The 22,242-nt window shown below is 58.6% G+C and carries 20 protein-coding genes; 10 read left to right on the top strand and 10 right to left on the bottom strand.

Annotated features, from left to right (window positions below; all coding sequences use genetic code 11):
- On the top strand, positions 1 to 1,335 hold the full coding sequence (locus CPH65_RS00460; RefSeq protein ID WP_096176143.1) for a D-serine ammonia-lyase: 1,335 nt from the start codon (positions 1 to 3) through the stop codon (positions 1,333 to 1,335).
- 41 nt (positions 1,336 to 1,376) lie between these two features.
- Here CPH65_RS00460 and CPH65_RS00455 read toward each other — a convergent pair whose 3' ends face one another.
- The gene (locus tag CPH65_RS00455; protein ID WP_096171641.1) at positions 1,377 to 2,078 is read right to left on the bottom strand and encodes an aspartate/glutamate racemase family protein; all 702 of its coding nucleotides are present in this window, start codon (positions 2,076 to 2,078) and stop codon (positions 1,377 to 1,379) included.
- 277 nt (positions 2,079 to 2,355) lie between these two features.
- Between CPH65_RS00455 and CPH65_RS00450 the strand changes: the two genes are divergently transcribed.
- From CPH65_RS00450 to CPH65_RS00430, 5 genes are all read left to right on the top strand, one after another.
- The gene (locus CPH65_RS00450) at positions 2,356 to 3,624 is read left to right on the top strand and encodes an FAD-binding oxidoreductase (protein WP_096171640.1); all 1,269 of its coding nucleotides are present in this window, start codon (positions 2,356 to 2,358) and stop codon (positions 3,622 to 3,624) included.
- A 22-nt stretch (positions 3,625 to 3,646) separates the two neighbouring features.
- Complete coding sequence (locus CPH65_RS00445; protein WP_096171639.1) at positions 3,647 to 4,618, top strand: TRAP transporter substrate-binding protein; 972 nt, start codon at positions 3,647 to 3,649, stop codon at positions 4,616 to 4,618.
- Between the two features lie 121 nt (positions 4,619 to 4,739).
- Complete coding sequence (locus CPH65_RS00440; protein WP_096171638.1) at positions 4,740 to 5,267, top strand: TRAP transporter small permease; 528 nt, start codon at positions 4,740 to 4,742, stop codon at positions 5,265 to 5,267.
- Positions 5,264 to 6,559 (top strand): TRAP transporter large permease, encoded by a 1,296-nt coding sequence (locus CPH65_RS00435; RefSeq protein WP_096171637.1) that lies wholly within the window; start codon positions 5,264 to 5,266, stop codon positions 6,557 to 6,559. The genes CPH65_RS00440 and CPH65_RS00435 overlap by 4 nt, the downstream gene beginning before the upstream one ends.
- A gap of 75 nt (positions 6,560 to 6,634) precedes the next feature.
- Positions 6,635 to 7,060, top strand: a complete 426-nt coding sequence (locus CPH65_RS00430; protein ID WP_096171636.1) for a universal stress protein — start codon at positions 6,635 to 6,637, stop codon at positions 7,058 to 7,060.
- Positions 7,061 to 7,069: 9 nt separating this feature from the next.
- On the opposite strand, the gene CPH65_RS00425 is transcribed toward CPH65_RS00430, so the two are convergent.
- The 8 genes from CPH65_RS00425 to hutI all read right to left on the bottom strand — a co-directional run bounded on the left by CPH65_RS00425 (position 7,070) and on the right by hutI (position 15,514).
- On the bottom strand, positions 7,070 to 7,828 hold the full coding sequence (locus tag CPH65_RS00425) for an amino acid ABC transporter ATP-binding protein (RefSeq protein WP_305764024.1): 759 nt from the start codon (positions 7,826 to 7,828) through the stop codon (positions 7,070 to 7,072).
- Positions 7,829 to 7,938: 110 nt separating this feature from the next.
- Positions 7,939 to 8,598, bottom strand: a complete 660-nt coding sequence (locus CPH65_RS00420) for an amino acid ABC transporter permease (protein WP_096171634.1) — start codon at positions 8,596 to 8,598, stop codon at positions 7,939 to 7,941.
- Between the two features lie 9 nt (positions 8,599 to 8,607).
- Complete coding sequence (locus CPH65_RS00415; protein WP_244574496.1) at positions 8,608 to 9,276, bottom strand: amino acid ABC transporter permease; 669 nt, start codon at positions 9,274 to 9,276, stop codon at positions 8,608 to 8,610.
- Positions 9,277 to 9,423: 147 nt separating this feature from the next.
- Positions 9,424 to 10,242, bottom strand: a complete 819-nt coding sequence (locus CPH65_RS00410; protein WP_096171633.1) for a transporter substrate-binding domain-containing protein — start codon at positions 10,240 to 10,242, stop codon at positions 9,424 to 9,426.
- Between the two features lie 56 nt (positions 10,243 to 10,298).
- Positions 10,299 to 11,975: a urocanate hydratase gene (gene hutU / locus CPH65_RS00405; RefSeq protein WP_096171632.1), complete on the bottom strand. Its 1,677-nt coding sequence runs from the start codon at positions 11,973 to 11,975 to the stop codon at positions 10,299 to 10,301.
- 17 nt (positions 11,976 to 11,992) lie between these two features.
- A complete protein-coding gene (gene hutG, locus CPH65_RS00400; RefSeq protein WP_096171631.1) occupies positions 11,993 to 12,808 on the bottom strand; it encodes an N-formylglutamate deformylase in 816 nt (271 codons plus the stop codon).
- Positions 12,795 to 14,351 carry a histidine ammonia-lyase gene (hutH, locus tag CPH65_RS00395; RefSeq protein WP_096171630.1) on the bottom strand — a complete coding sequence of 519 codons (1,557 nt, stop codon included), beginning with the start codon at positions 14,349 to 14,351 and terminating at the stop codon, positions 12,795 to 12,797. The genes hutG and hutH overlap by 14 nt, the downstream gene beginning before the upstream one ends.
- A complete protein-coding gene (hutI, locus tag CPH65_RS00390; protein ID WP_244574679.1) occupies positions 14,339 to 15,514 on the bottom strand; it encodes an imidazolonepropionase in 1,176 nt (391 codons plus the stop codon). The genes hutH and hutI overlap by 13 nt, the downstream gene beginning before the upstream one ends.
- Before the next feature lie 179 nt (positions 15,515 to 15,693).
- Between hutI and CPH65_RS00385 the strand changes: the two genes are divergently transcribed.
- The 3 genes from CPH65_RS00385 to CPH65_RS00375 all read left to right on the top strand — a co-directional run bounded on the left by CPH65_RS00385 (position 15,694) and on the right by CPH65_RS00375 (position 19,249).
- A complete protein-coding gene (locus CPH65_RS00385; protein ID WP_096171628.1) occupies positions 15,694 to 17,073 on the top strand; it encodes a formimidoylglutamate deiminase in 1,380 nt (459 codons plus the stop codon).
- Positions 17,074 to 17,075: 2 nt separating this feature from the next.
- Positions 17,076 to 17,771: a GntR family transcriptional regulator gene (locus CPH65_RS00380; protein WP_197703928.1), complete on the top strand. Its 696-nt coding sequence runs from the start codon at positions 17,076 to 17,078 to the stop codon at positions 17,769 to 17,771.
- 167 nt (positions 17,772 to 17,938) lie between these two features.
- Positions 17,939 to 19,249 carry an aspartate aminotransferase family protein gene (locus CPH65_RS00375; RefSeq protein ID WP_096171626.1) on the top strand — a complete coding sequence of 437 codons (1,311 nt, stop codon included), beginning with the start codon at positions 17,939 to 17,941 and terminating at the stop codon, positions 19,247 to 19,249.
- Positions 19,250 to 19,279: 30 nt separating this feature from the next.
- Here CPH65_RS00375 and CPH65_RS00370 read toward each other — a convergent pair whose 3' ends face one another.
- Entirely contained in the window at positions 19,280 to 19,726 is a 447-nt protein-coding gene (locus CPH65_RS00370) for a secondary thiamine-phosphate synthase enzyme YjbQ (protein ID WP_197703927.1), read from the bottom strand.
- Positions 19,727 to 20,083: 357 nt separating this feature from the next.
- Between CPH65_RS00370 and CPH65_RS00365 the strand changes: the two genes are divergently transcribed.
- Positions 20,084 to 22,231: a bifunctional diguanylate cyclase/phosphodiesterase gene (locus tag CPH65_RS00365; RefSeq protein ID WP_096171625.1), complete on the top strand. Its 2,148-nt coding sequence runs from the start codon at positions 20,084 to 20,086 to the stop codon at positions 22,229 to 22,231.
- Positions 22,232 to 22,242: the final 11 nt, after the last annotated feature.

The raw sequence follows: 22,242 nt of genomic DNA, 5'->3' as shown, positions 1-22,242 counted from the left end.
ATGTCCTCCCCTCTTGAGGCGCCTCTCCTTGATCGGATCAAGTCGGCGCGCCCGACGCTTTGGTGCAATCCGGCCTATGTGCCAGCTGTCGACCCCGAAGCGGCAGAAGGCCTTTCCAAGGCGCTTGACGACTGGGCGCTCATTGCCCCACTGCTTGAAGCGCTTTTCCCGCAACTCAAGCAAAGTGGCGGAGAGATCGCCTCCGACCTCATTGATGTGCCCGATCTTCAGACGGCGCTCGGATATGGTGCTCCTCACTTTGGTCGCCTCTTCGTCAAGGGCGATCATGATCTGCCGGTGGCCGGGTCGGTCAAGGCACGCGGCGGGCTGTTCGAAGTGCTCATGCACGCGGTGAACGAAGCCCGCGCCTTCGGCTTTCTGGCTGCAGATGAGAGCCTCACCAAGCTGGCGAGCACGGAAGCGCACAGTTTCTTTGGCCGCCGCACCATCGCTGTCGGCTCAACCGGCAATCTTGGTCTCAGCGTTGGCCTTGCCGCCCGCACCCTTGGCTACAATGTGGTCGTGCACATGTCCGCAGACGCCAAGGAATGGAAGATCGAGCGGTTGCGACGCTTCGGTGTCAAGGTCATGCAATATGAGGGCGATTACAATCTGGCGGTCGCCGCTGCGCGTGACGCAGCGAGCCGTGATCCACTGGCTTACTTTGTCGATGACGAGGATTCCGAACTGCTGTTCAGAGGATATAGCGCCGCGGCCGCCGAGCTGAAAACCCAGCTGGAGGATGCGGGCATTGTGATCGGCCCGGACCGCCCACTCTTTCTTTATCTGCCGTGTGGCATTGGAGGAGCGCCGGGCGGTATCGCCTATGGCGCCCGTGCCGTCTTTGGCCCTGATGTCCATTGCTTTTTTGCCGAGCCGGTCCAGTCGCCATCCGCTCTCGTTCAGATGATGCACGGGTCGGATCAGCCGTTACCGGTGTATGAATTTGGCCTCAGCAACAAGACCGAAGCGGACGGGATGGCGGTGGCCACCATGTCCCAGCTTGTTGCCCGCCGGATGCGTGAGCGGCTGGCCGGTGTCTATACGGCTGGTGACGATGATTTGTTCCGCTGGGTGTCGCTTGCCTACAGTCACGCCGGCCTGCAAATTGAGCCTTCTGCAGCCATCGGGTTTGCCGGTCCGCATTTCCTGCTAAGCACCGAGGCGGGGCGACATTTCTGCGCAACGCATCTGGCCCCGGATGCCCTCAACAGGGCCGTGCATGTTGCATGGGCGACCGGCGGATCTCTGGTGCCGGAGGTGCAATTCCAGACCTTTGTCGACCGTGGTTCATCCCTTGGCAGCCAATTTGATTTGATGCGTGAAGATCTCTGATTTGCCAACCGGAAATCCGGGTAAAGGCACCCTCACACATCTCACGCGCGGCGCAGCAGATCGGCAATGCCATCCAGAAGCGAGACGACGGGCCGCCCCGTCGCCTTTGCGATTGCTGCCTGATAGGGCGGCATGTTTCCACACTCAAGCAGGAACGCCCTGACGTTCGGATGTCGGGCCACCATCGCTTTGGCTTTGGCGGTGATGGCGGCTTCGATAGCTCCTTGGTCCATCTTAAGCGTCTGGTCCGCCTTCGCTCTGAGGATAGCCTCGGCAAAGGCGGGACAATCCTCCATTCCCTCGATCACCACATCCTTGGCATCGATCCCCGCTGCAGCCAAAGCAACCTTACCAAGCGAGGACTTCGAGGCTGTCAGAATGCCAATGCGCCCGTCAGGGTGCCTGGCTTTGAGCGCGGGGTAAAGGCAAAGCGCTGATGTTATCACCGGGATCGACACCGCTGCCTGCAATTCCTTTCGGATCGTGATCAGAAAGCCGCAGGTCGAGGTGATGGCTATCGCGCCATCGGCTTCAAGCTGGCGTGCTGCGCGGAGGAAGGCCTCAACCAGTGCATCAGATGGCCGTCCATCCTTGACGATTTCGGGGCTTTCCGCGCCTTCAACCACGGCGACCCGAGCCGGGCAGGGATAGCTCGCCACGTTGCCTGCATCCCCAATCGGGCGCTCAAAGCGGGTGTCGAGCATCAGGATGCCGACAAAGGGGGATGGAGATGGATCAGGCATTGCGATGGTTCGGAAACAGGGGCTGACTATCCGGCAAATATAGGCGACATTTTCAAACCTGTCAGCGAACAAATTCCAGCGGATTGCCCGGCGGCATGTAACCTTGTCAGAAAAACAAGGCGCGATGGAAAGGAGCAATTGCAAACGAGGCTGTCTCCGATGTGGGAAAATACCGGGAAAACCGGCGAAATATCAGACATTTCTATCCAAAATCGACATTTTGCTCTTTCACTGTATGGTCAATTTCTGCGAGCATGCGACAAAAGGAGTATAAGCGATGGCTGAAACGATACTGGTGTGCGGCGCTGGAATGGTTGGTGTAACAACCGCGCTCGAGCTGCAACGGCGCGGCTTGTCCGTCACCTTGATTGATCGCCGCGACCCGGGCGAAGAAACCTCCCACGGCAACGCCGGTATCATCACGCGCACATCGCTCGCACCCATCAACAGTCCGATGCTCTGGCGTCAGCTGCCCAAGCTGATGCTCAATCGCTCGACATCGTTTCGCTATTCCAACGCCTTCATGATGCGCAACATCGGCTGGGGCCTTGGCTTCTTGCGGCGCACATCCCGCTCCGCCTTTGAGGAAACCACCAAAGCGCTGTTTGATCTCATCGAGCTGTCCCGCACCGAGCATGATCGATTAAAAGGCGAGGCAGCGGCAGAGAGTATGTTCCACGATGATGGCTGGCTGTTTGTCTATCGCAGCGAGAAGGATTTCGAGGCCGCGTCCTACACGCGTAACATCTATGCCCGCTATGGCGTTGACATGGAAACCCTCGACCCTGCCGGGATCCATGACCATGATCCGGGCTTGAAGCCTATCTTTGCCAAGGGGCTATGGGTCAAGGACACATGGTCGGTGCAAGACCCCGGCGAGCTGGTTCGCGCCTACGCCCGCCTGTTCGTGGAGCGTGGCGGTGTGATCCGCAAAATGAGCCTTGCGACCCTTGAGCAAGAAGGCGAAGGCTGGGAAGCCCTCGCTGAAGACGGAAGCAGCTTCAGCGCTGACAAGGTCGTTGTTGCGCTCGGGCCGTGGTCGAAGGACTTCTGCGCCCGTCTCGGTTACAAAGTTCCCATGGGATACGAGCGCGGCTATCACATGCTCTACCGCCGCCCCGAGGATGAGGACGTGATCCCGGTCAGCAAGCCCTATTATGATGTTTCAGCGGGCTATGTTCTCTCCCCCATGCAGGAAGGACTCAGATTGTGTACAGGCGTGGAGCTCACGTCACTTGACGCTACCGGAAATTTCCAACAACTTAATTCTGCGGAAACCTCGGCCAGACAGGCAATCGAGCTGGGTGAGCGCATGCTGGACGAGCCATGGATGGGCAGTCGCCCGACCATGCCGGACAGCCGACCCGTGATCGGTCCTGCGCCGGGCCGGGACGGTCTCTATTTTGCCTTCGGGCATCAGCATATCGGGTTCAATACGGGCCCGGGCACAGCAATCATCTGCGCCGACCAGATAATAGGTCGGAATAAAAATAGTTTAGCCGAACCTTTCCGCCCGGATCGGTTCATCCTTCCAGCCAAACAATAATGACCACCCAGAGGAAGACCACATGAAAACCAAATTGATGTTAGCTATGGCAACGGGTCTTGCGATGATCACCACCGCTTCGCAGGCCGAAAAATGGGATATGGCGCTGGCCTATTCCGCAACCAACTTCCATTCCGAAATGGCGGCAGAATTCGCCAAGGACGTGACCGAGAAGACCGATGGCGCGCTCGAAATCGCGACACACCCGTCCGGCTCTCTGTTTGGGGGTGCCGAGATCTTCGGGGCCGTCCGCAAGGGGCTCGTGCCCATGGGTGAGCGCCTGATCTCTGCCCTTGGCAACGAGGACCCAATTTACGAAATCGATGCCCTGCCGTTCCTTGCGACCTCATTTGAGGATTCCATGAAGCTTTACAAGGCCTCGAAACCGGCTCTGGAAAAGACCTTGGCCAAGGCCCGCGTCAAGCTGCTTTACTCCTGCCCGTGGCCACCGCAGGGCTTCTACTCCATCAAGGAAGCCAAGGTTCCCGCTGACGTGGAAGGCCTGAAGTTCCGCGCCTACAACGCCACCACCTCCAAGATCGCCGAAGCACTCGGCATGGCACCCACCAAGATCGAAGCTGCCGAGCTCAGTCAGGCCTTTGCCACTGGCGTGGCTGAATCGATGATTTCCTCCGGCGCAACCGGCTATGACCGCAAACTCTGGGAACATGTCAAATATTACTACGATGTGAAGGCATGGCTGCCGCGCAACATGGTCATCGTCAATGCCAAGGCATGGGCGCGTCTCGATGACAACATCAAGACCATCGTCGAGGAAGCCGCAGCGACGGCCGAGAGCAAATGCTGGGCGAAATCTGCTGAACTGGATGGCTGGTACATCGAGCAGTTCAAGGAACAGGGCATGAATGTTGCCCCTGCAAGCGATGCGATGATGGAAGCCTTCTCCAAGGCTGGCGACGAACTCAAGGCCGCATGGCTTGAGCGCGCCGGCGATGAAGGCGCAGCTGTCCTTAAAGCCTACGAGGGCATGTAAGGAAAGCGAGCCGGGGCCTGTCCGCTCCGGCTCATCTTCTTTCATGCAATATCTGGCCTCGACAAGGCCCGGGCCGCACTGGCCTTCCTTGGGGCCCTGACCTCATGCAGGGACATGTTTCATGGAAACGATCAATCGGTTTCTTGACCGCATCTATCTGGCTGCCGCCTGGATTGCCGGGGCGCTGCTTATTCTTCTGTGCTCGCTTGTGCTTTACAGCATTCTCGCCCGTCTCGTCGGCTGGTTCGGCGGAGGCGCGTCCGACGTTGCGGGCTATGTCATGGCCACCAGCACCTTCATGGCGCTTGCCTATACTTTCCGTTCGCAAGGGCATATCCGTGTGTCGATCCTGACCCGCCGCCTTGAAGGCTTTCATCGCCGTCTGGCCGAAATCTGGGCCCATGCGGTCATTGCGGCTCTCGCGTGCTTCCTGTCCTACTACATGATCCGGCTGATGCTGGATTCCTATGATTTCGGCGAGCGCAGTGAAGGCGCGGATGCGATCCTTTTGTGGATCCCGCAGGCACCAGTGGCGCTTGGCTCGGTGCTTTTCGCCCTGTCCACCCTGCATGTTCTGGCGATTGCCCTGTTTGATTATGACAAGATTGATCCCGAATTGCACGAAGGCGAAGGACCGCAAGAAGTATGAACGAAGCCATCTCCATTGCGATATTCCTCTTCGCGCTGTTCTTTCTGCTCGGCACCAGTGTCTGGGTCGGGGCCTCTCTCATGCTCACCGCCATTCTGGGCATGTTTCTTTTCACCTCTGCGCCAATCGGCGATGCTCTGGCGCTGACCATCTGGGGCAGCCAGTCTTCGTGGACGTTGACGGCCTTGCCGCTGTTCATCTGGATGGGCGAGATTCTGTTCCGCACCAACCTGTCCGAGACCCTGTTTCGCGGCATAGCGCCCTTCATGCGGCGCTTGCCCGGCAGCCTGCTGCATGTCAATGTCGGTGCCTCTGCCATCTTTGCGGCCATCTCCGGTTCGTCCGCTGCGACAGTGGCAACCGTCGGCAAAATGGCCATCCCCGAGCTGCGCAAGCGCAAATATCCCGAAAAACAGATCGTCGGCTCGCTGGCTGGTGCCGGAACGCTGGGGCTTCTCATCCCGCCATCCATTTCGATGATCATTTACGGCGTGACGGTCAACGAGAGCATCGCCCAGCTTTTCATGGCGGCGATGATCCCCGGCATCTGCCTGGCGTTGATGTTTATGGGCTATATCGTGCTGTGGGGCCTGCGCAGTGGGGCGGGCCTGCAGCTTGAACCTGAGACCAACTGGTCCGAAAAGCTCTCGGCCTTCTTGGGCCTGTTGCCGGTCATCACCCTTATTCTTGCCGTGATCGGCTCGATCTATGCAGGCATCGCTACGGCAACAGAGGCCGCTGCGTTGGGCGTTCTGGGATCATTCCTGCTGGCTGCCTTCCAGCGGACCCTTACGCGTGAGAGCTTCATCGACTCTGTGATCGGCGCCGTGCGTACCACCACGATGATCATGTTCATCCTGATGGGCTCGGGCTTCCTGTCGCTGGCCATGGGCTTTACCGGCATCCCCAAGGCGCTGGCCGAAGGCATTGCGGCCTGGCAACCCTCGCCGCTGGCGCTCATTCTGACCCTGACGGTCTTCTACATCATCCTTGGCTGTTTCCTCGACGGCATTTCATCGATCGTCCTGACGATGGCAGTCATTGAGCCGATGGTGCGGGCGGCGGGCTTTGATATGCTCTGGTTCGGCGTCTATCTGATGATCGTTGTCGAAATGGCCCAGATCACGCCGCCCATCGGGTTTAACCTGTTCGTTCTGCAAGGCATGACCGGGCACGATATCGGCTTCATCGCCCGAGCAGCTGTGCCCAGTTTCGTGGTGATGTGTCTGTTCGTCGGCCTGTTGGTGATTTTCCCCGATCTGGCCCTCTGGTTGCCAAACTTCCTCAAGTAGGGCGTCGGGGCGCAACGGGCGGGGTCTGAAGACGATACCGCCCCATCTGAATGTGACTTGAGCGGGGAGCGCGTCATGGTCAACAAGATACTCGTGGCGATTGATATCGAGCATCGCGACAGTGCGGTCAGGGCCTTGAAGCAGGCCAAGCTGTTGGCCGAGGCATGCGACGCAGAAATCCATGTTTGCTTCGTGCTGGCCTATGGCTTTTATGATTATGTGAAGCCGTTTCTGGTCGAGGAAGTCCTCAAGGACACCATTGCGAACGTCAAGGTGGAGCTGGTGGGGGTCATCCGGCAAGCGGGACTTTCAGATGAGTTCGTGTCCCGCCATGTGCTCAAGGGCGGTGTGCATCAGCAGATCCTGCTTCTCGCCGAAAAGCTCAAGCCAGCCTATATCGTGCTCAACGGCCACAGCCCGGACGCTACAAGTGGCGTGACCGGGCCGGTCACCGCACACATCGCCCGGCTGGCACCATGCAATCTGCTGATCGTCAAATAGATCCCGGCGTCAGACCACGTTGCGTTCGCGATAGGTCTGAAGGAACGAGCGCACGCGGGGGTCATCCGGCTCCTTGCCGAACATCTCTACGGGCGGAATGCAGGTCACCAGACGCCCGCTGTCGAGAAACGCCACCCGGTCGGCCACATGCGCAGCAAAGCCCATCTCGTGCGTGACGACAACCATCGTCATGCCTTCGTTGGCCATTTCCTTCATCACCGACAGCACTTCGCCCACCAATTCGGGATCAAGGGCCGAGGTGGGTTCGTCGAACAGCATCACCCGAGGCTCCATGGCGATGGCACGGGCGATGGCGACGCGCTGCTGCTGACCGCCCGAGAGATTGGCGGGATAGTTGTCCACCTTGTCCGACAAATGCACCTTGGTCAGCGACTCTTTTGCCTTCTCGCGTGCCGCTTCCCGCTTCATGCCTTTCACGCTCACCAGCGCCTCGGCGACGTTGTCGAGGGCGCTCATGTGCGGCCAGAGGTGGAAATGCTGAAACACCATGCCGATGTTCTGGCGCTGCTTGCGCAGGGCCTCGGCGGAAACGGCCTTGCGCGGATTGCTGTGGCTGCCTTCACGCCATCCGATCAGTTCTCCATCGAGCCGAACCTCGCCGCCATCATAGGCTTCCAGAAAGTTCAGGCATCGCAAGAGCGTGCTCTTGCCCGAGCCGGATGGCCCGATGAGACAGAGCACCTCGGAGCGGTGCACATCCACCGAAATGTCATGCAGGGCCTCGAAATCATCGAAATATTTGCTCATGTTGCGAACCGTGATGATTGCATCGCTGGCCTCATGAGCTTTGGTGTCGGCAGTGTTGAGAGCATTGGTCTCGGGGACTTTGGTCTCGGACATGGGGAAACCTCGTGATTTCAGGCGCGCTTGAGATGACGGGTGACGCGTTCCTCGACGCGCGCACCAAGCCAACTGGAGGCAACCACCATCAGCCAGTAGAAAAGGGACAGAATAAGGAAAGGCTCAACGAACGTGAAGGTCTCCGCGGCCATGGTCTGGGTTTGATACAGAAGCTCAGGCACGGTAACCACCGACAAGATGGCCGTTTCCTTGGTCAGAATGATGAAGAAGTTGGTCAGCGGTGCTGTGATCGGCACCAGCATCTGCGGCAGGATAATCTTCCAAAGAATGCGTTTTTCGGACATGCCGACGCAGCGCGCAGCCTCAATCTGGCCAATCGGGATGGCGTTGAAGCCTGACCGGAAGATCTCTGCAAAATAGGGGCTGCCATAGACGATGAAGCTGAGAATCCCGGCCTGAACAGGCGAGAGCACCAGCCCGATATAGGGGCCACCATAATAGAGAATGAACAGCTGGATCATGAAGGGCGTGCCGCGGATCACTTCGATATAGGCATAGATCACCCAGCCGATGACCCTTGGTCCCCAGCGCCGTAGGGCCGCAAGAACGAAGCCCACGATAAGCCCTCCGATCGAGCCGACGAGCCAACACAGGATCGTGACGCCGAAACCGGACAGAAGCGCAGGGCCATAACGAATGAAAAGGTCAAATTCCATGGGGTCCTCCTATCCGACCTGAAGTTTCTTCTCGGCATAGCGACCGAGCAGGGACAGGACCCAGTTGATGACGAAATAGATCACCGCTGCGGTGATATAGATCTCGAGCGGGCGATAGGTCTCGCCGGTGATATTCTGCGAAATGCGCGTCAATTCGCCAATGCCGACAACCGACGCCAGCGAGGACACCTTGACCAGCAGGATCAACTCGTTGATGAGGGACGGCAGGCCGATGCGAACGGCTTGCGGCACCAATATGCGGCGCCAGAGCGAGAAATAGGGGATGCCGAGCGCATAGGCCGCTTCAGTCTGGCCAGCAGGAATGGATTGCAGCGCACCGCGCAGGATTTCGGCGGTATAGGCCGCCGAACACATGCCAACCGCAAGAATGGCCGCCTGAATGGCGGGCAGGTCGAGGCCGATGTAGGGGAGCATGTAGTAGAACATCAACAGCTGCACCAGAAGCGGCACACCGCGAAAGAAGCTGATATAGACCTTGGCGGCGGCGCTAAGGATCGGCCCCTTGGACAGGCGGGCCGCGCAGATAAAGGTGCCCCAGACCAGACTGATTGCCATGCCGGCAACAGAGATCAGGATCGTCCAGCGCGCGGCGGCCAACAGATAGGGCAGATTGTGCCAGATTGTTTCGAACGAGAAATTCATCTCATCATCATCCATTCGATCCGCAAGCGCTCGAACGCCTCTTGTTGGGCGTCGTGAGCCTCCGGGTCGCTGTGGCCTCGAAAGCGGACTGGCTTCCGAAACAGGAGGCGGACAAAGAGGTGCGCCCGGAAAGTGAAACCTTCCGGGCGCTTGCGGCTTTTGTTATTTGACGTCCGGCATGGAAGTCGGCAGCTCAGGCGCGGTACCGAGCCATTTTTCGTTGATCGCTTTGAGGCGACCATCTTCATGCATTTTCAGGATAGCGTCGTTGATTGCAGCGACAAGGGACGCGGAGTCTTCGCCAGCCGGTGCAACCCAACCGAAGAACTTCGGATCACCGAATGGAGGCATGACCATTTCGAACAGGCCGGGGCGCTGGACGGCGGCATAGCCCATCAGCGGCGCAGAGTTGGCAACGGCAGAAATACGGCCAGCAGCAAGGTCGGCGAGCGCTTCATCGATGTTGACATATTCACGCGCATCAACTGGCGAGGACAGGGTTTCGGAGAAGGCTTTGAGCTGCTCGAGCTGTGCCGAGCCTTTCTGCGAGCCAACGGCCTTGCCTGCAATGTCTTCAGGTTTGGAGATGCTGTCGTCGCCAGCTTTCTTGGCCAGAGCAACGGTCGCGTTGCCGATGGGCAGGGTGAAGCTGTAGCGTTTCATGCGCTCTGCGGTGATGGTCACAGGCGCATTGACAATGTCGAACTTGCCAGCTTCCAGACCCGGAAGGATCGACTGCCATGGCAGATCGAGGAATTCCACTTCGACACCGAGCTCTTTGGCCACTTCAGAGAAGAGGTCGTGGCAGATGCCCTGATATTCGCCATCCTTGAGAATGTCGAAGGGAGCGAAATGCATTTCGGTTGCGGCGACGATTTTGCCTTTGGCCTTGATGTCGGCCAGAAGGTCGGCCTGCGCGGTGCTGGCAAGGCCAAGACCGAAGGCTGCAGCAGCAACGAGGCTGAAGAAGGTCCGTTTCATGAGTTCTGTTCTCCTGAAAATTTATCTGAGAGGTGATTGGTTTTGTTTTTATTCTATTATTTGCCCGGAAGGATCCCGGGAAGGTTTAGATTGTGCTCTTTTGCACAATCAAGTGCGATTTCATAACCGGCATCGGCGTGACGCATCACGCCCGTTGCCGGATCGTTCCAGAGAACGCGGCCAATGCGTTCCTTGGCGTCGTCTGTGCCGTCGCAACAGATAACCATGCCCGAATGCTGCGAAAAGCCCATGCCGACCCCGCCACCATGGTGCAGCGACACCCATGTTGCGCCAGAGGCGGTGTTGAGCAGGGCATTGAGCAAGGGCCAGTCGGACACCGCGTCCGACCCGTCCTTCATGGCTTCGGTCTCGCGATTGGGCGAGGCGACCGAGCCGCTGTCCAGATGATCGCGACCGATCACGACAGGGGCCTTCAACTCGCCGGTGCGGACCATTTCGTTAAAGGCAAGGCCGAGACGATGGCGCTGCCCAAGACCGACCCAACAGATACGTGCTGGCAACCCTTGGAAGGAAATGCGATCGCGGGCCATGTCGAGCCAATTGTGCAGGTTTGGATCGTCAGGGATCAGCTCTTTCACCTTGGCATCGGTCTTGTAAATGTCTTCCGGATCGCCGGACAGGGCGGCCCAGCGGAACGGGCCGATGCCCTTGCAGAACAGAGGCCGGATATAGGCGGGCACAAATCCGGGGAAGGCGAAAGCATTCTCGAACCCTTCGTCCAGCGCCACCTGACGGATATTGTTGCCGTAATCGAGCGTGGGGATGCCCATATCCCAGAAGGCCACCATGGCTTCCACATGTTCGCGCATCGAGGCGCGGGCGGCTTTTTCAACGCTCTTGGGATCGCTCTCCTGCTTCTCGCGCCATTCGGCAACGGACCAGCCCTTGGGCAGGTAGCCATGGATGGGATCGTGGGCCGACGTCTGGTCGGTGACGATGTCGGGCTTGATGCCGCGTGCCACCAGTTCGGGGAAGATGTCAGCTGCGTTGCCAACAAGGCCGACGGACTTGGCTTCACCTGCCTTGGTCCATTCATCGATCATGGCGAGGGCTTCATCAAGCGTATGCGCCTTTTCGTCGACATAGCGCGTGCGCAGGCGGAAATCGATGCGGCTTTCATCGCATTCCACGGCAAGACAGCAGGCCCCGGCCATCACGGCCGCCAGCGGCTGAGCGCCGCCCATGCCACCAAGACCACCGGTCAGAATCCATTTGCCCTTAAGGTCTCCGCCAAAATGCTGGCGTCCTGCCTCGGCAAAGGTCTCATAGGTGCCCTGCACGATGCCTTGCGCCCCGATATAGATCCAAGAGCCAGCCGTCATCTGGCCAAACATGGCCAGACCTTTCTTGTCGAGCTCGTTGAAATGATCCCAGTTGGCCCAGTGCGGCACGAGGTTGGAGTTGGCGATGAGGACGCGCGGCGCATCCTTGTGGGTGCGGAACACACCAACCGGCTTGCCGGACTGCACCAGAAGGGTCTCGGTCTCATCCAGAGTCTTGAGGGTCTCGACGATCTGATCGAAATCGTCCCACGTCCGGGCTGCCCGCCCTATCCCGCCATAGACCACAAGCTCATGGGGACGTTCGGCGACATCGGGATGCAGATTGTTCATCAACATCCGCAAGGGCGCTTCGGTCAGCCAGGACTTGGCATTGAGCTCGGTGCCGGTTGGCGGAAAGATGTCGCGGGCATTGTGGCGACGATCAACCATCGTGATCTCCTCAGGTCTTAGGTCTCGAGTTCGCACATGAGCAGATCAGGGGCCAGCGCTTCCAGATCATAAAGGATCGCCTTCAAGTGGGCGCGCAGGCGGAAGGCCTTCTGCTCATCATAATCAAAGGGTGGAAATTCTGCGACCAGATGCGTGTCCTGTGCCAATTCCATCTGAATGGCATGGACACCTTCTTCGGGTCGACCATAATGACGTGTGGTCCAGCCGCCCTTGAAGCGGCCATTGAGAACCGAGGTGTATCCGTCCGCCGCGCTCGTATGGCCAGATACCGACCCTTCGATGCGCAAGTCGCAAGTCGTGCCCAAATTGGTGCCGACATTGAAATCAGCCAGCTTGCCATTGAACAGGAACGGGATGTGCGAGCGGATCGAATGGCAATCATAAAGGATCGCAACGCCGTGCTTGTCCTTTACGCGCTGGATCTGTGCGGCAAGTGCTTCATGATAGGGGGCATGGAAGCTCTGAAGCCGCCGCTCGGTTTCCTCGGCATCCGGCTCCATGCCTTCATGGTAGATAGGCGTGCCATCGAAGTCGGTGGTCGGGCAGAGGCTCGTGGTGTTCTGCCCCGGATAGAGCGTTTCGTCTTCCGGATTCCGGTTGGCGTCGATCACATAGCGATGGAAGTTGGCCTTGACCATCGTCAGGTTGGGAAGAAGATCGGCATAGAGTCGATCTACGTGCCAGTCGGTGTCGGCCATGATGTGGCCAGTGTCGTTGAGCTTGTTCCAGATGTCTTCGGGGATGAATGTCCCCACATGCGGCAGGCCAAGAATAATTGGACTGTCGCCCTCGATAACGTCAAACGGTTCCATGTGGCACCTCCAAGCTAAGCAAATAGTTAACGGAGACCACTGTGACCAATTCACGGCTGCTGATCAACCGGCTTGCGGTAGCCAGATCGGGTGCGAGGTATCGATCAGTATCCAGGCAGGGGATTTGACGACGCAGTTTTGACAGGATGGATTGCAACTGAGGGCTGGTTTTCAGCGGCGCGCGATACTCGACGCCCAGAGCTGAACACAAAAGCTCAACGCCCAGAATGTTTGAAAGATTTTCGACCATGCGGCCCAATCTGCGTCCACCATGGGCTGCCATGGACACATGATCTTCCTGATTGGCGCTCGTCGGGGTTGAGTCGGTCGAGCAAGGATTCGCCAGATGCTTGTTCTCGCTCATCAAGGCTGCGGTCGTCACTTCGGCGATCATCAGGCCGGAATTGAGGCCCGGATCCTTGGCAAGAAAAGGCGGCAGATCGAACGACAGGGTTGGATCGACCATCAGAGCGACGCGCCGCTGGGCAATTGCACCAATTTCGGCGATTGCGAGCGCAATCTGGTCGGCAGCAAAGGCCACCGGTTCGGCATGGAAATTGCCGCCCGAGACGATCCGGTCTGCCTCAATAAGAACAAGCGGATTGTCCGTTGCGGCATTGGCTTCGATGCGCAAGGTGTTGCCCGCCATACGCAAGAGATCGACACAGGCGCCAACCACCTGCGGCTGACAGCGAATGCAATAGGGATCCTGAACCCGGGCATCGCCCTCGCGGTGGCTCTCGCGGATTTCCGAGCCGTCCATCAGGTCGCGCATGATGGCCGCGACCTCGATCTGGCCGGGCTGACCACGCAGGGCATGGATTTCGGGCAGCAGCGGGGCGGTTGACCCCATGATCGCATCCGTCGATAGAGACGCCGTGACAAGGCAGGCTTCGGCCATGCGCAGGGCACCGAACAGACCGGTCAGCGCAAAGGCGGTTGATACCTGCGTGCCGTTGATCAGGCCAAGCCCCTCTTTGGGGCCAAGGATGACGGGCGAAAGGCCCGCTTTGGCGAGCGCCTCAGCGCCGGAAAGGCGCTCTCCTTCAAAGGTGGCTTCACCTTCGCCGATCAAGACGGCGGTCATGTGCGCCAGCGGCGCAAGGTCGCCCGATGCGCCAACCGACCCCTGGCTGGGGATGACTGGCGTGACGCCCTTGGCGAGGCAGGCCTCGATCAGTTCGAGGATTTCCCAACGCACGCCCGACGCCCCACGCGCAAGCGACAGGAGTTTGAGGGTCATGATCAGCCGCACGGTGGCCGCATCAAGCTCGTCGCCAACACCGCAGCAATGGGACAGGATCAGGTTGCGCTGAAGGGTGGCTGTATCTTCCGGGGCTATCTTGACGCTGGCAAGCTTGCCAAAACCAGTGTTGACGCCATAGACCGCCTCATTGCCATTGGCTGCCGCAGCGACACGCGCGGCTGCTTCGTCAATGGCAGGGCGGGCACTGCGATCGATCATCACCGCAAGCCCATCGCGATAGATGGCTTCGAGTTCGGTCAGAGTGACCGTGCCGGGAACAAGCGTTACTGAACGCATGGGGTGCCTCCGAAATAGCGCTTGGTGAGGGGATTGAAACCGATGCGATAGCAAAGCTCGGCCGGATGGGCCGCGTTCCAGATATTGAAGTCTGCCCTGAGGCCTTCGGAGAGCATGCCGCGATCAGAAAGGCCGAGCGCCTTGGCCGCATTGCGTGTCGTGCCGATGAGCGCCTCTTCAGGCGTCAGACGGAAGAGGGTGCAGGCCATGTTGAGCGTCAGCAACAAAGAGGTGAGGGGCGATGTGCCGGGATTGCAATCCGTTGCGATGGCAAGGCTGACCCCATGCTGGCGGATGAGATCCACCGGAGGGCTTTGCGTCTCGCGCAAGGTGTAGAAGGCACCGGGCAGCAGAACCGCAACTGTATCCGCCTCGGCCATGGCTTTGACGCCCGCCTCGTCGAGATATTCAAGATGATCGGCAGACAATGCACCATAGGAGGCGGCAAGCGCTGCGCCCCCCAGATTGGAGAGCTGTTCGGCATGCAGTTTGACCAGCAGGCCCAGAGCCTTGGCTTTGTCGAAAACCTGAGCAATTTCATCAGGCTGGAACGCGATGCCTTCGCAGAAGCCATCCACCGCATCCACCAGCCCTTCTGCATGGGCTTTTTCAAGGCCGGGCAGGACGACATCATCAAGATAGCCTTGCGGCTTGCCTTTATACTCTGGCGGCATCGCATGGGCGGCGAGATAGGTGGTTTTGACGGTAATGTCGCGCAAATCGCCAATATGGCGGGCCACCCGCAGCATTTTGAGCTCGCTCTCGATATCAAGGCCATAGCCGGATTTGATTTCAAGGGTCGAGACCCCTTCGGCGATCAGGGTGTCAACCCGAGGCAGGGCGCTTTCCAGCAGCTCTTCCTCGCTTGCGGATCGCGTCGCGGTGACGGTCGAAACGATGCCGCCTCCAGCCCGTGCAATCTCCTCGTACTCGGCCCCTTCAAGACGCATTTCAAATTCGCGCGCCCGGTTGCCGCCGAAAACGACATGGGTGTGGCAATCGATAAGAGCGGGGGTGATCAGCGAACTGCCAAGATCCTTTTGCGGCCAGTCGGCATACGCGTTGGGCAACTCTGCATCCGGGCCGCAGTAGGCAATCAGCCCATCCTTGATGGCGAGTGCACCGTCCGAAATCAGGCCATAGGCAGTTTTGCCCGGCTTCATGGTTGCCAACGTGGCATTTTTCAGGATGAAATGTGTCACAGGTGCCGATCCATGCTTGATTAAATCGTGTTTTATGAGAATATATATGCACATAATAATTTGACTGTCAACGCGATGACAGTAAAGCTGCTGAATTTCGGGGCAGATCTTGAGTGGTGCAAAGTGAAAGTGGTTTTTTGATGAAAATATATGCAGAAACGGCGCTTTTGCCGGACGGTTGGAAAAACGGCGTACTCGTCGATATCGATGACGCAGGGCGCATTGTTTCGACCCGGACCGATGCCGATCTCACCACATTGCCAAGCACGCCAGATCACACGGTTCCGATCCTTCTGCCCGCCCCGGCCAATCTGCACAGCCACGCATTCCAGCGCGCCATGGCAGGCATGAGCGAACGCCGCGGCGCCGAGCCGCTCGATACTTTCTGGACCTGGCGCCAGATCATGTATCGCTTCCTCGATATCCTGACACCGGAAGATATTGAAGCCATCGCCGCCTTTGTGCAAATGGAAATGCTCGAGGCGGGATATGGATGCAACGTTGAATTCCACTATGTGCATCATCAGGCGGATGGCACGCCCTATGCCGCGCTCGCGGAATTGTCCCACAGGATCGGCGCGGCAGCGCAGGAAAGCGGCATCGGACTGACGCTCCTGCCGGTGCTCTATCAATATGGCGGCTGCGACATGCGACCACTCGGCCCCGGCCAGATCCGCTTTGGCAATGATTTCGAGCGCTTCGCCCGTCTGCATCAGGAAGCCACAGCAATGCTGCCGAACCTGCCGGTGGATAGCCGGATCGGTGTTGCGCCCCATTCTTTGCGGGCCGTGGGGCAAGAGGCCCTGCGCGATGCCGTCTGGCTGGTCGGTGACGGACCACTGCACATGCATTTGGCTGAGCAGGTTAAGGAAGTTGAGGAAGTCAAGGCCGCTTGGGGCGCGCGCCCGACCGAATGGCTTCTCAATCATCATCAGGTGGATGAGAAATGGTGTCTTATTCATTGCACCCAGATGACCGATGAAGAGACGGACGCGCTGGCCGCGACGGGCGCTGTCGCAGGGCTTTGCCCGATTACGGAATCGAGCCTTGGGGATGGCATCTTCAACGGGGTGCGCTACCTCTCCAAGGGTGGTCGCATCGGCATTGGCTCGGATTCCAACATCCGCATTTCCTTGAGCGAGGAGCTGCGCACTCTGGAATATTCCCAGCGCCTCAGGGACCACTGCCGCGCCAGTGTCGCAACGACGCAGCAGTCCACCGGGCGCGTTCTCTTCGAGGCTGCTGTCGCGGGTGGCGCACAAGCGGCGGGCCGCGCGTCAGGGCGGATCGAGACCGGGGCTTGGGCCGATCTCCTCGCACTTGATGGCGCCTCCCTGATGCTGGACGGTGTCAAGGGCGACGAAATCCTCGACATGTTCCTTTTTGCTGCCGACGACAGGCTGGTCACTGATGTTTGGTCGGCCGGGCGTCATCTGGTTAAAAATGGGATGCACATCAGAGGCGAGGCAATTCGCGATACCTATCGGCAGGTGATGAGAAAGCTGAGGCAGGAATTTTGACGGTGCGTGAGGCAAACAGCTGGCGGCAGATCCGTGACGAAGTGGTCCGGCGCATCAATGAGCGCGTCTGGCAGCCCGGTGCGCTGATCCCCAACGAGGCGGACCTCGCCGAAGAATTCCACTGTGGCCGCACCATGGTCAACCGGGCTTTGCGCGAATTGGCAACCGCAGGGATCGTCACCCGCAAGCGCAAGGCCGGTACCCGCGTGGCCATCAACCCGCCGCACAAGGCGGTCTTCACCATTCCCATCATTCGCGAGGAAGTTGAAAGCAAGGGCTCGAGCTATCGCCATTCCCTGTTGATCCGCGACCAGAGAGAGAGGCCTGCTTTTCTGGCTGGCGCCTTTCGTGTGGCGGACGACACGCCGTTGATCTACACTGAAACAATGCATTTCTCGGACAATCAGCCTTATATCCATGAAGAGCGCTATACCAATCATGTTGCGGTGCCGGACTTTGCCGATTTCAATCTGGATCGGATCAGCGCCAATGAATGGCTGGTGCAAAATGCCCCCTATACGGGTGGCGAGTTGAGCTTTTTTGCCGTTCAGGCCGATGCAAAACTGGCGCGCACCTTCGACGTTGCCGAAGGCTACGCGCTGTTCGCGACAGAGCGCAGCACCTGGTATCAGGAAAATCCCATCACCCATGTCCGCCTGATCTATCGTCCCGGCTACCGCATGCGAACGAGCTTCTGATCCCCTTTGGTCAAGGCGCTGAGGCAAAAGCTGCGCATGGTTATCGGCTTTACGGATGGCAAAGCGAAACACAATCAATTTGCCTGAATGCACAAGCACTGCTAGAGCTTTTTAAACGCAATCGCCAAGGATGAGCCCCCCAAGGATGAGCCCCGAAGGAAGAGACCATGTCGCTGAACGATGATCCGCAATTCTGGGCCGCTGCCCGCAAGCATCTGATCCGCTATGGTGGATCCTTCGAGCCGATCATCGTCGAGCGGGCAGAGGGCAGTTACGTCTATGATGCGGACGGGCGCGGCATTCTCGATTTCACCTCTGGTCAGATGAGCGCGGTGCTGGGACACTCCCACCCCGACATTCTGGAGACCATCGATCGGCAGAGCAAATCTTCCATTCATCTTTTCTCCGGCATGCTCTCGCGCCCCGTGGTCACCTTGGCTGAGCGGCTCGCAGCGCTCGCTCCCGGCCTTGATCGGGTCATGTTGCTGTCCACCGGGGCCGAATCCAACGAAGCGGCCATTCGCATGGCCAAGCTGGTCACCGGTCGCCACGAAATCGTGGCCTTTGCCCAGAGTTGGCATGGCATGACCGGCGCCGCTGCTTCTGCCACCTACAGTGCGGGGCGCAGCGGATATGGCCCGGCGTCCGTCGGCTCGCTCGCCATTCCCGCCCCTAACGCCTATCGTCCGCGCTTCAAGCATGCAGATGGTAGTCTTGACTGGCAGACAGAGCTGGATGATGCGTTCGAACTCGTCGACCGCCAGTCTACCGGATCACTGGCCGCTTTCATTGCCGAGCCGATCCTGTCAAGCGGCGGCATCATCGATCTGCCGGTGGGCTATCTCGCAGCCTTGAAGCAGAAATGCGAGGAGCGCGGTATGCTGCTCATCCTTGATGAAGCCCAGACGGGCATCGGGCGCACCGGCGACATGTTTGCCTTCCAGCGCGATGGGGTGACCCCGGACATCATGAGCCTGTCCAAGACCCTCGGCGCAGGATTGCCGCTCGCTGCGGTTCAGACGAGCGAGGCAATCGAACAAAAAGCCCATGACAAGGGTTTCCTGTTCTACACAACCCATGTCTCTGACCCCCTGCCAGCGGCGGTGGGAGTCACCGTGCTTGATGTGGTGGCCCGAGACGGCTTGCAGCAAAAGGCCCTTGAGCGTGGTAAGCGTTTGAAGGATGGCCTTTTAGCGCTTCAGCAGCGCTTTGAATGCGTGGGTGATGTGCGTGGACGGGGCCTGTTGTTGGGCCTTGAGGTGGTTGAGGACCGCCAGTCCAAGGCTCCCGGTTTCGAGATCGGAGCGCGGATCATGGAAGAGACCATGCAGCGCGGCCTCTCCATGAACATCGTCAAGATGCCCAGCATGGGCGGCGTCTTCCGCATCGCGCCGCCGCTGACCGTGAGCGATGAAGACATCGACCGCGGTCTTGAAATCATGACAGAGGCCATCGAAGCGGCCTCCGTAAGCGTGTGAGGCTGCCAGAAAGGACGCGGCGAGTAAGGATCACGCTTGGCGCAGGCCGGTGAAGGTCAGGTGGCACTGGCGGCGATGAGGATGGGCGCGATGCTCCATGAAATAGATCCCCTGCCAGGTGCCCAGCGCCATCCGGCCATTCTGTACGGGTATGGTAAGGCTGACTGACGTCAGTATGGTCTTGAGATGGGCGGGCATGTCGTCCGGTCCCTCATAGGAATGCTCGTAATAGCGATCCTCCGGCGCGATGTCGTCGAAATAGCGCACGACATCCTCGCGGACCGTCGGATCGGCATTCTCCTGTATAGACAGCGAAGCCGATGTGTGTTGACAAAAGACAGTCACGGTTCCCGATATCGCGCCGACGCTGTTGACCCATTGCGCGACCTCCTGCGTGATCATGCGGATGCTTTTGGGGGCGGTCTGGAAGGAGATGGTCTCGTGCATGGCATCGAAGATGGTCGTGTCCGCGGGCATGGTCTGGGGTCCCTGACGTCTGGTATGGTATTTAGCATCGACTGCTGCGAGCTGTGATTGGCCTATTGGTAACTGGGTCCGGGCCATCCCTCAAGTCCGACATTACCGCCAGCCGTTGACCGGAACGGCCAAATGACGGCTAATCGATGCGGCCATTCGACCTGCCTTGGCCTGCTGGGTGGAAACCGTTTTTTAACCATCACATTGAAAAGATTGTAAAAAAAGACGATGCGGCCGCTCGGCGCCGTTTCATGGCCACCTGTAAGTCGCCAAGCAATAGATCTGTAACTTTTATTGGTTAGTAGTCAAATACGATTAGTAAACTATTGGATCTTATATCGCGATGCTGATATCGCGATGCTGAAAGTTCTGAATTGCATCTTTACGCAGCATAATATCCCGCTTGTCGGGCTGGCAGTTATCATCTGCTTGTTTGGATCCTTTATAACGCTGCGTTTGTTGCAACGCAGCGTCTCGGCACATGGCTCGCAGCGTCTCGGTTGGCAGTTTTTGGCGGCTGTTGCTGGCGGTGGCGGAATCTGGGCAACCCATTTTGTCGCCGTCCTTGCCTACGATCCCAAGGCACCGATCTCGGTTGATCCGACCCTGACTGTACTGTCCCTTGTCATTGCCGTAGTTGGTCTGTGTATCAGCTTCGTAGTCAGTGGTTATCGCCCGCACATGCTTTTCGCCGCAATCGGAGGCGCCTTGACCGGCGGCAGCTTCGCGGCGACGCACTACACCGGTATGTTCGCCTATCGCATCATCGCTTTCGTTGAGTGGAACGTCAGTTATGTCGTGGCTTCCATCGCGATCCCGGTTGTCTTGGGGGCTTTGTCCCTGATGCTGATCTGGCAACGCAAGGCGAGCAACAAAAAGCTCGCCGCAGCTGTTGGTCTGATGGTTTTGGGCTTTTTCGCCTTGCATTTCACCGGCATGACAGCGTTGACGGTCACGCCCATGATCTCATCATTTCCAAAAACGGATATGCATGCGGTGATCGCGTTGGCACTGGCCGTCTCGGTGCTCACGACCATCATTCTCAGCGCGGGCATCACCAGTTATCTCATCGACACCAAGCTGCGCGAGGCTTCGCAGAACGAGCTGCACTATCTGGCCGTGCACGATCCGTTGACCGGACTGGAAAACCGCTCCAGCTTCAAAAGCTCTCTCATTGAGAAGCTTGATGATGCAATCGCCGACAAGCGGAAGCTGGGCGTCATTGGGTTGGATCTAAATCGCTTCAAGGACATCAATGAACGCATGGGCCACGCTGCGGGCGACGAAGTTTTGCGCGTCTTGTCCCGGCGGATGAGTGATATTCTGTGGGACGGCGAGATGATTGCGCGCATCGGTGGAGATGAGTTCGCTGCCGCTAAGACCTTCTCCGACAGATCGGAACTGGTCGCCTTTGCTGAGAGACTGGCCGGAGCGCTGAGACGTCCGGTGGAACTGGGCGTCAGCGAAATCGAAATGAATGCCAGTTTTGGCGCAGCCGTTTGGCCGGATGATGCCAGAGAACTTGATGAGCTGGTCAGCAACGCAGAGCTTGCCGTGTGCCACACCAAGGACAATTTTCTGGATGGTATCGGCTTTTATGATGCCGAAATCGGAACCAAGTTGCGAGAACGGCACAAGCTTGCCGATGAGCTGCGTCTGGCGCTCGAAAGAGACCAGCTTGAAGTCCACTATCAGGTGCAGGTTTCCTTGGCGACTGATGAGGCGGGTAAGGACGAGGTTCAGGGCTTCGAGGCCCTTCTGCGCTGGACGCACCCGGAGAAGGGGCCGATTTCGCCAGCAGAATTCATTCCCGTGGCAGAGGAAAACGGCCTCATCGCGCCGCTCGGGGCTTGGGTGCTCCGGCGCGCCTGTCGCGATGCTGCCCAATGGGAGCCCGGCTATCGGGTGGCTGTCAATGTCTCCGCCGTTCAGTTCACGAATCCGCGCCTACCCCAATTGGTCCATGAGGTTCTTCTGGAAACCGGGCTTTCACCGCACCGTCTGGAACTGGAACTGACCGAAACAGCGTTGGTTGAGGACAGGGTTCGCTCGCTTCATATCATGCGTCAGATCAAGGATCTTGGTGTTGGTATCGCGCTTGATGACTTCGGCACCGGTTATTCATCGTTGGACGTCTTGCGTGTATTTCCGTTCGACAAGATCAAGCTCGACAAGGCTTTTGTCAGTGGCATCGAACGTGACCGTCAGTGCAAGGCCATCGTCCGCGCGGTGCTGGCGCTCGGTAACAGCCTTGAGATTCCCGTTCTGGCAGAGGGAATCGAGACAAGTGATCAGTTGGCTGTTCTGCGCGCCGAAGGCTGTGATGCAGGGCAGGGCTTCTTTCTGGGGCGTCCGTCCTCCATGGATGCCCTGATCGCGGCTGGTGCTCTGAACCGGCGGATCATCACCTCTGAGGATTCGCCTCAGCCAATCAAACAGGCCCGAGAGGCCGATTCCGATGCCTTCCGGCAAGAAACGCCGCCCATCACCGCAGCCGTTGGCTAGTGAAGCAGAGG

The sequence above is a fragment of the Cohaesibacter sp. ES.047 genome, from assembly GCF_900215505.1.
Classification (GTDB): Bacteria; Pseudomonadota; Alphaproteobacteria; order Rhizobiales; family Cohaesibacteraceae; genus Cohaesibacter.
This window is presented reverse-complemented; position numbering and strand designations above follow the sequence as displayed.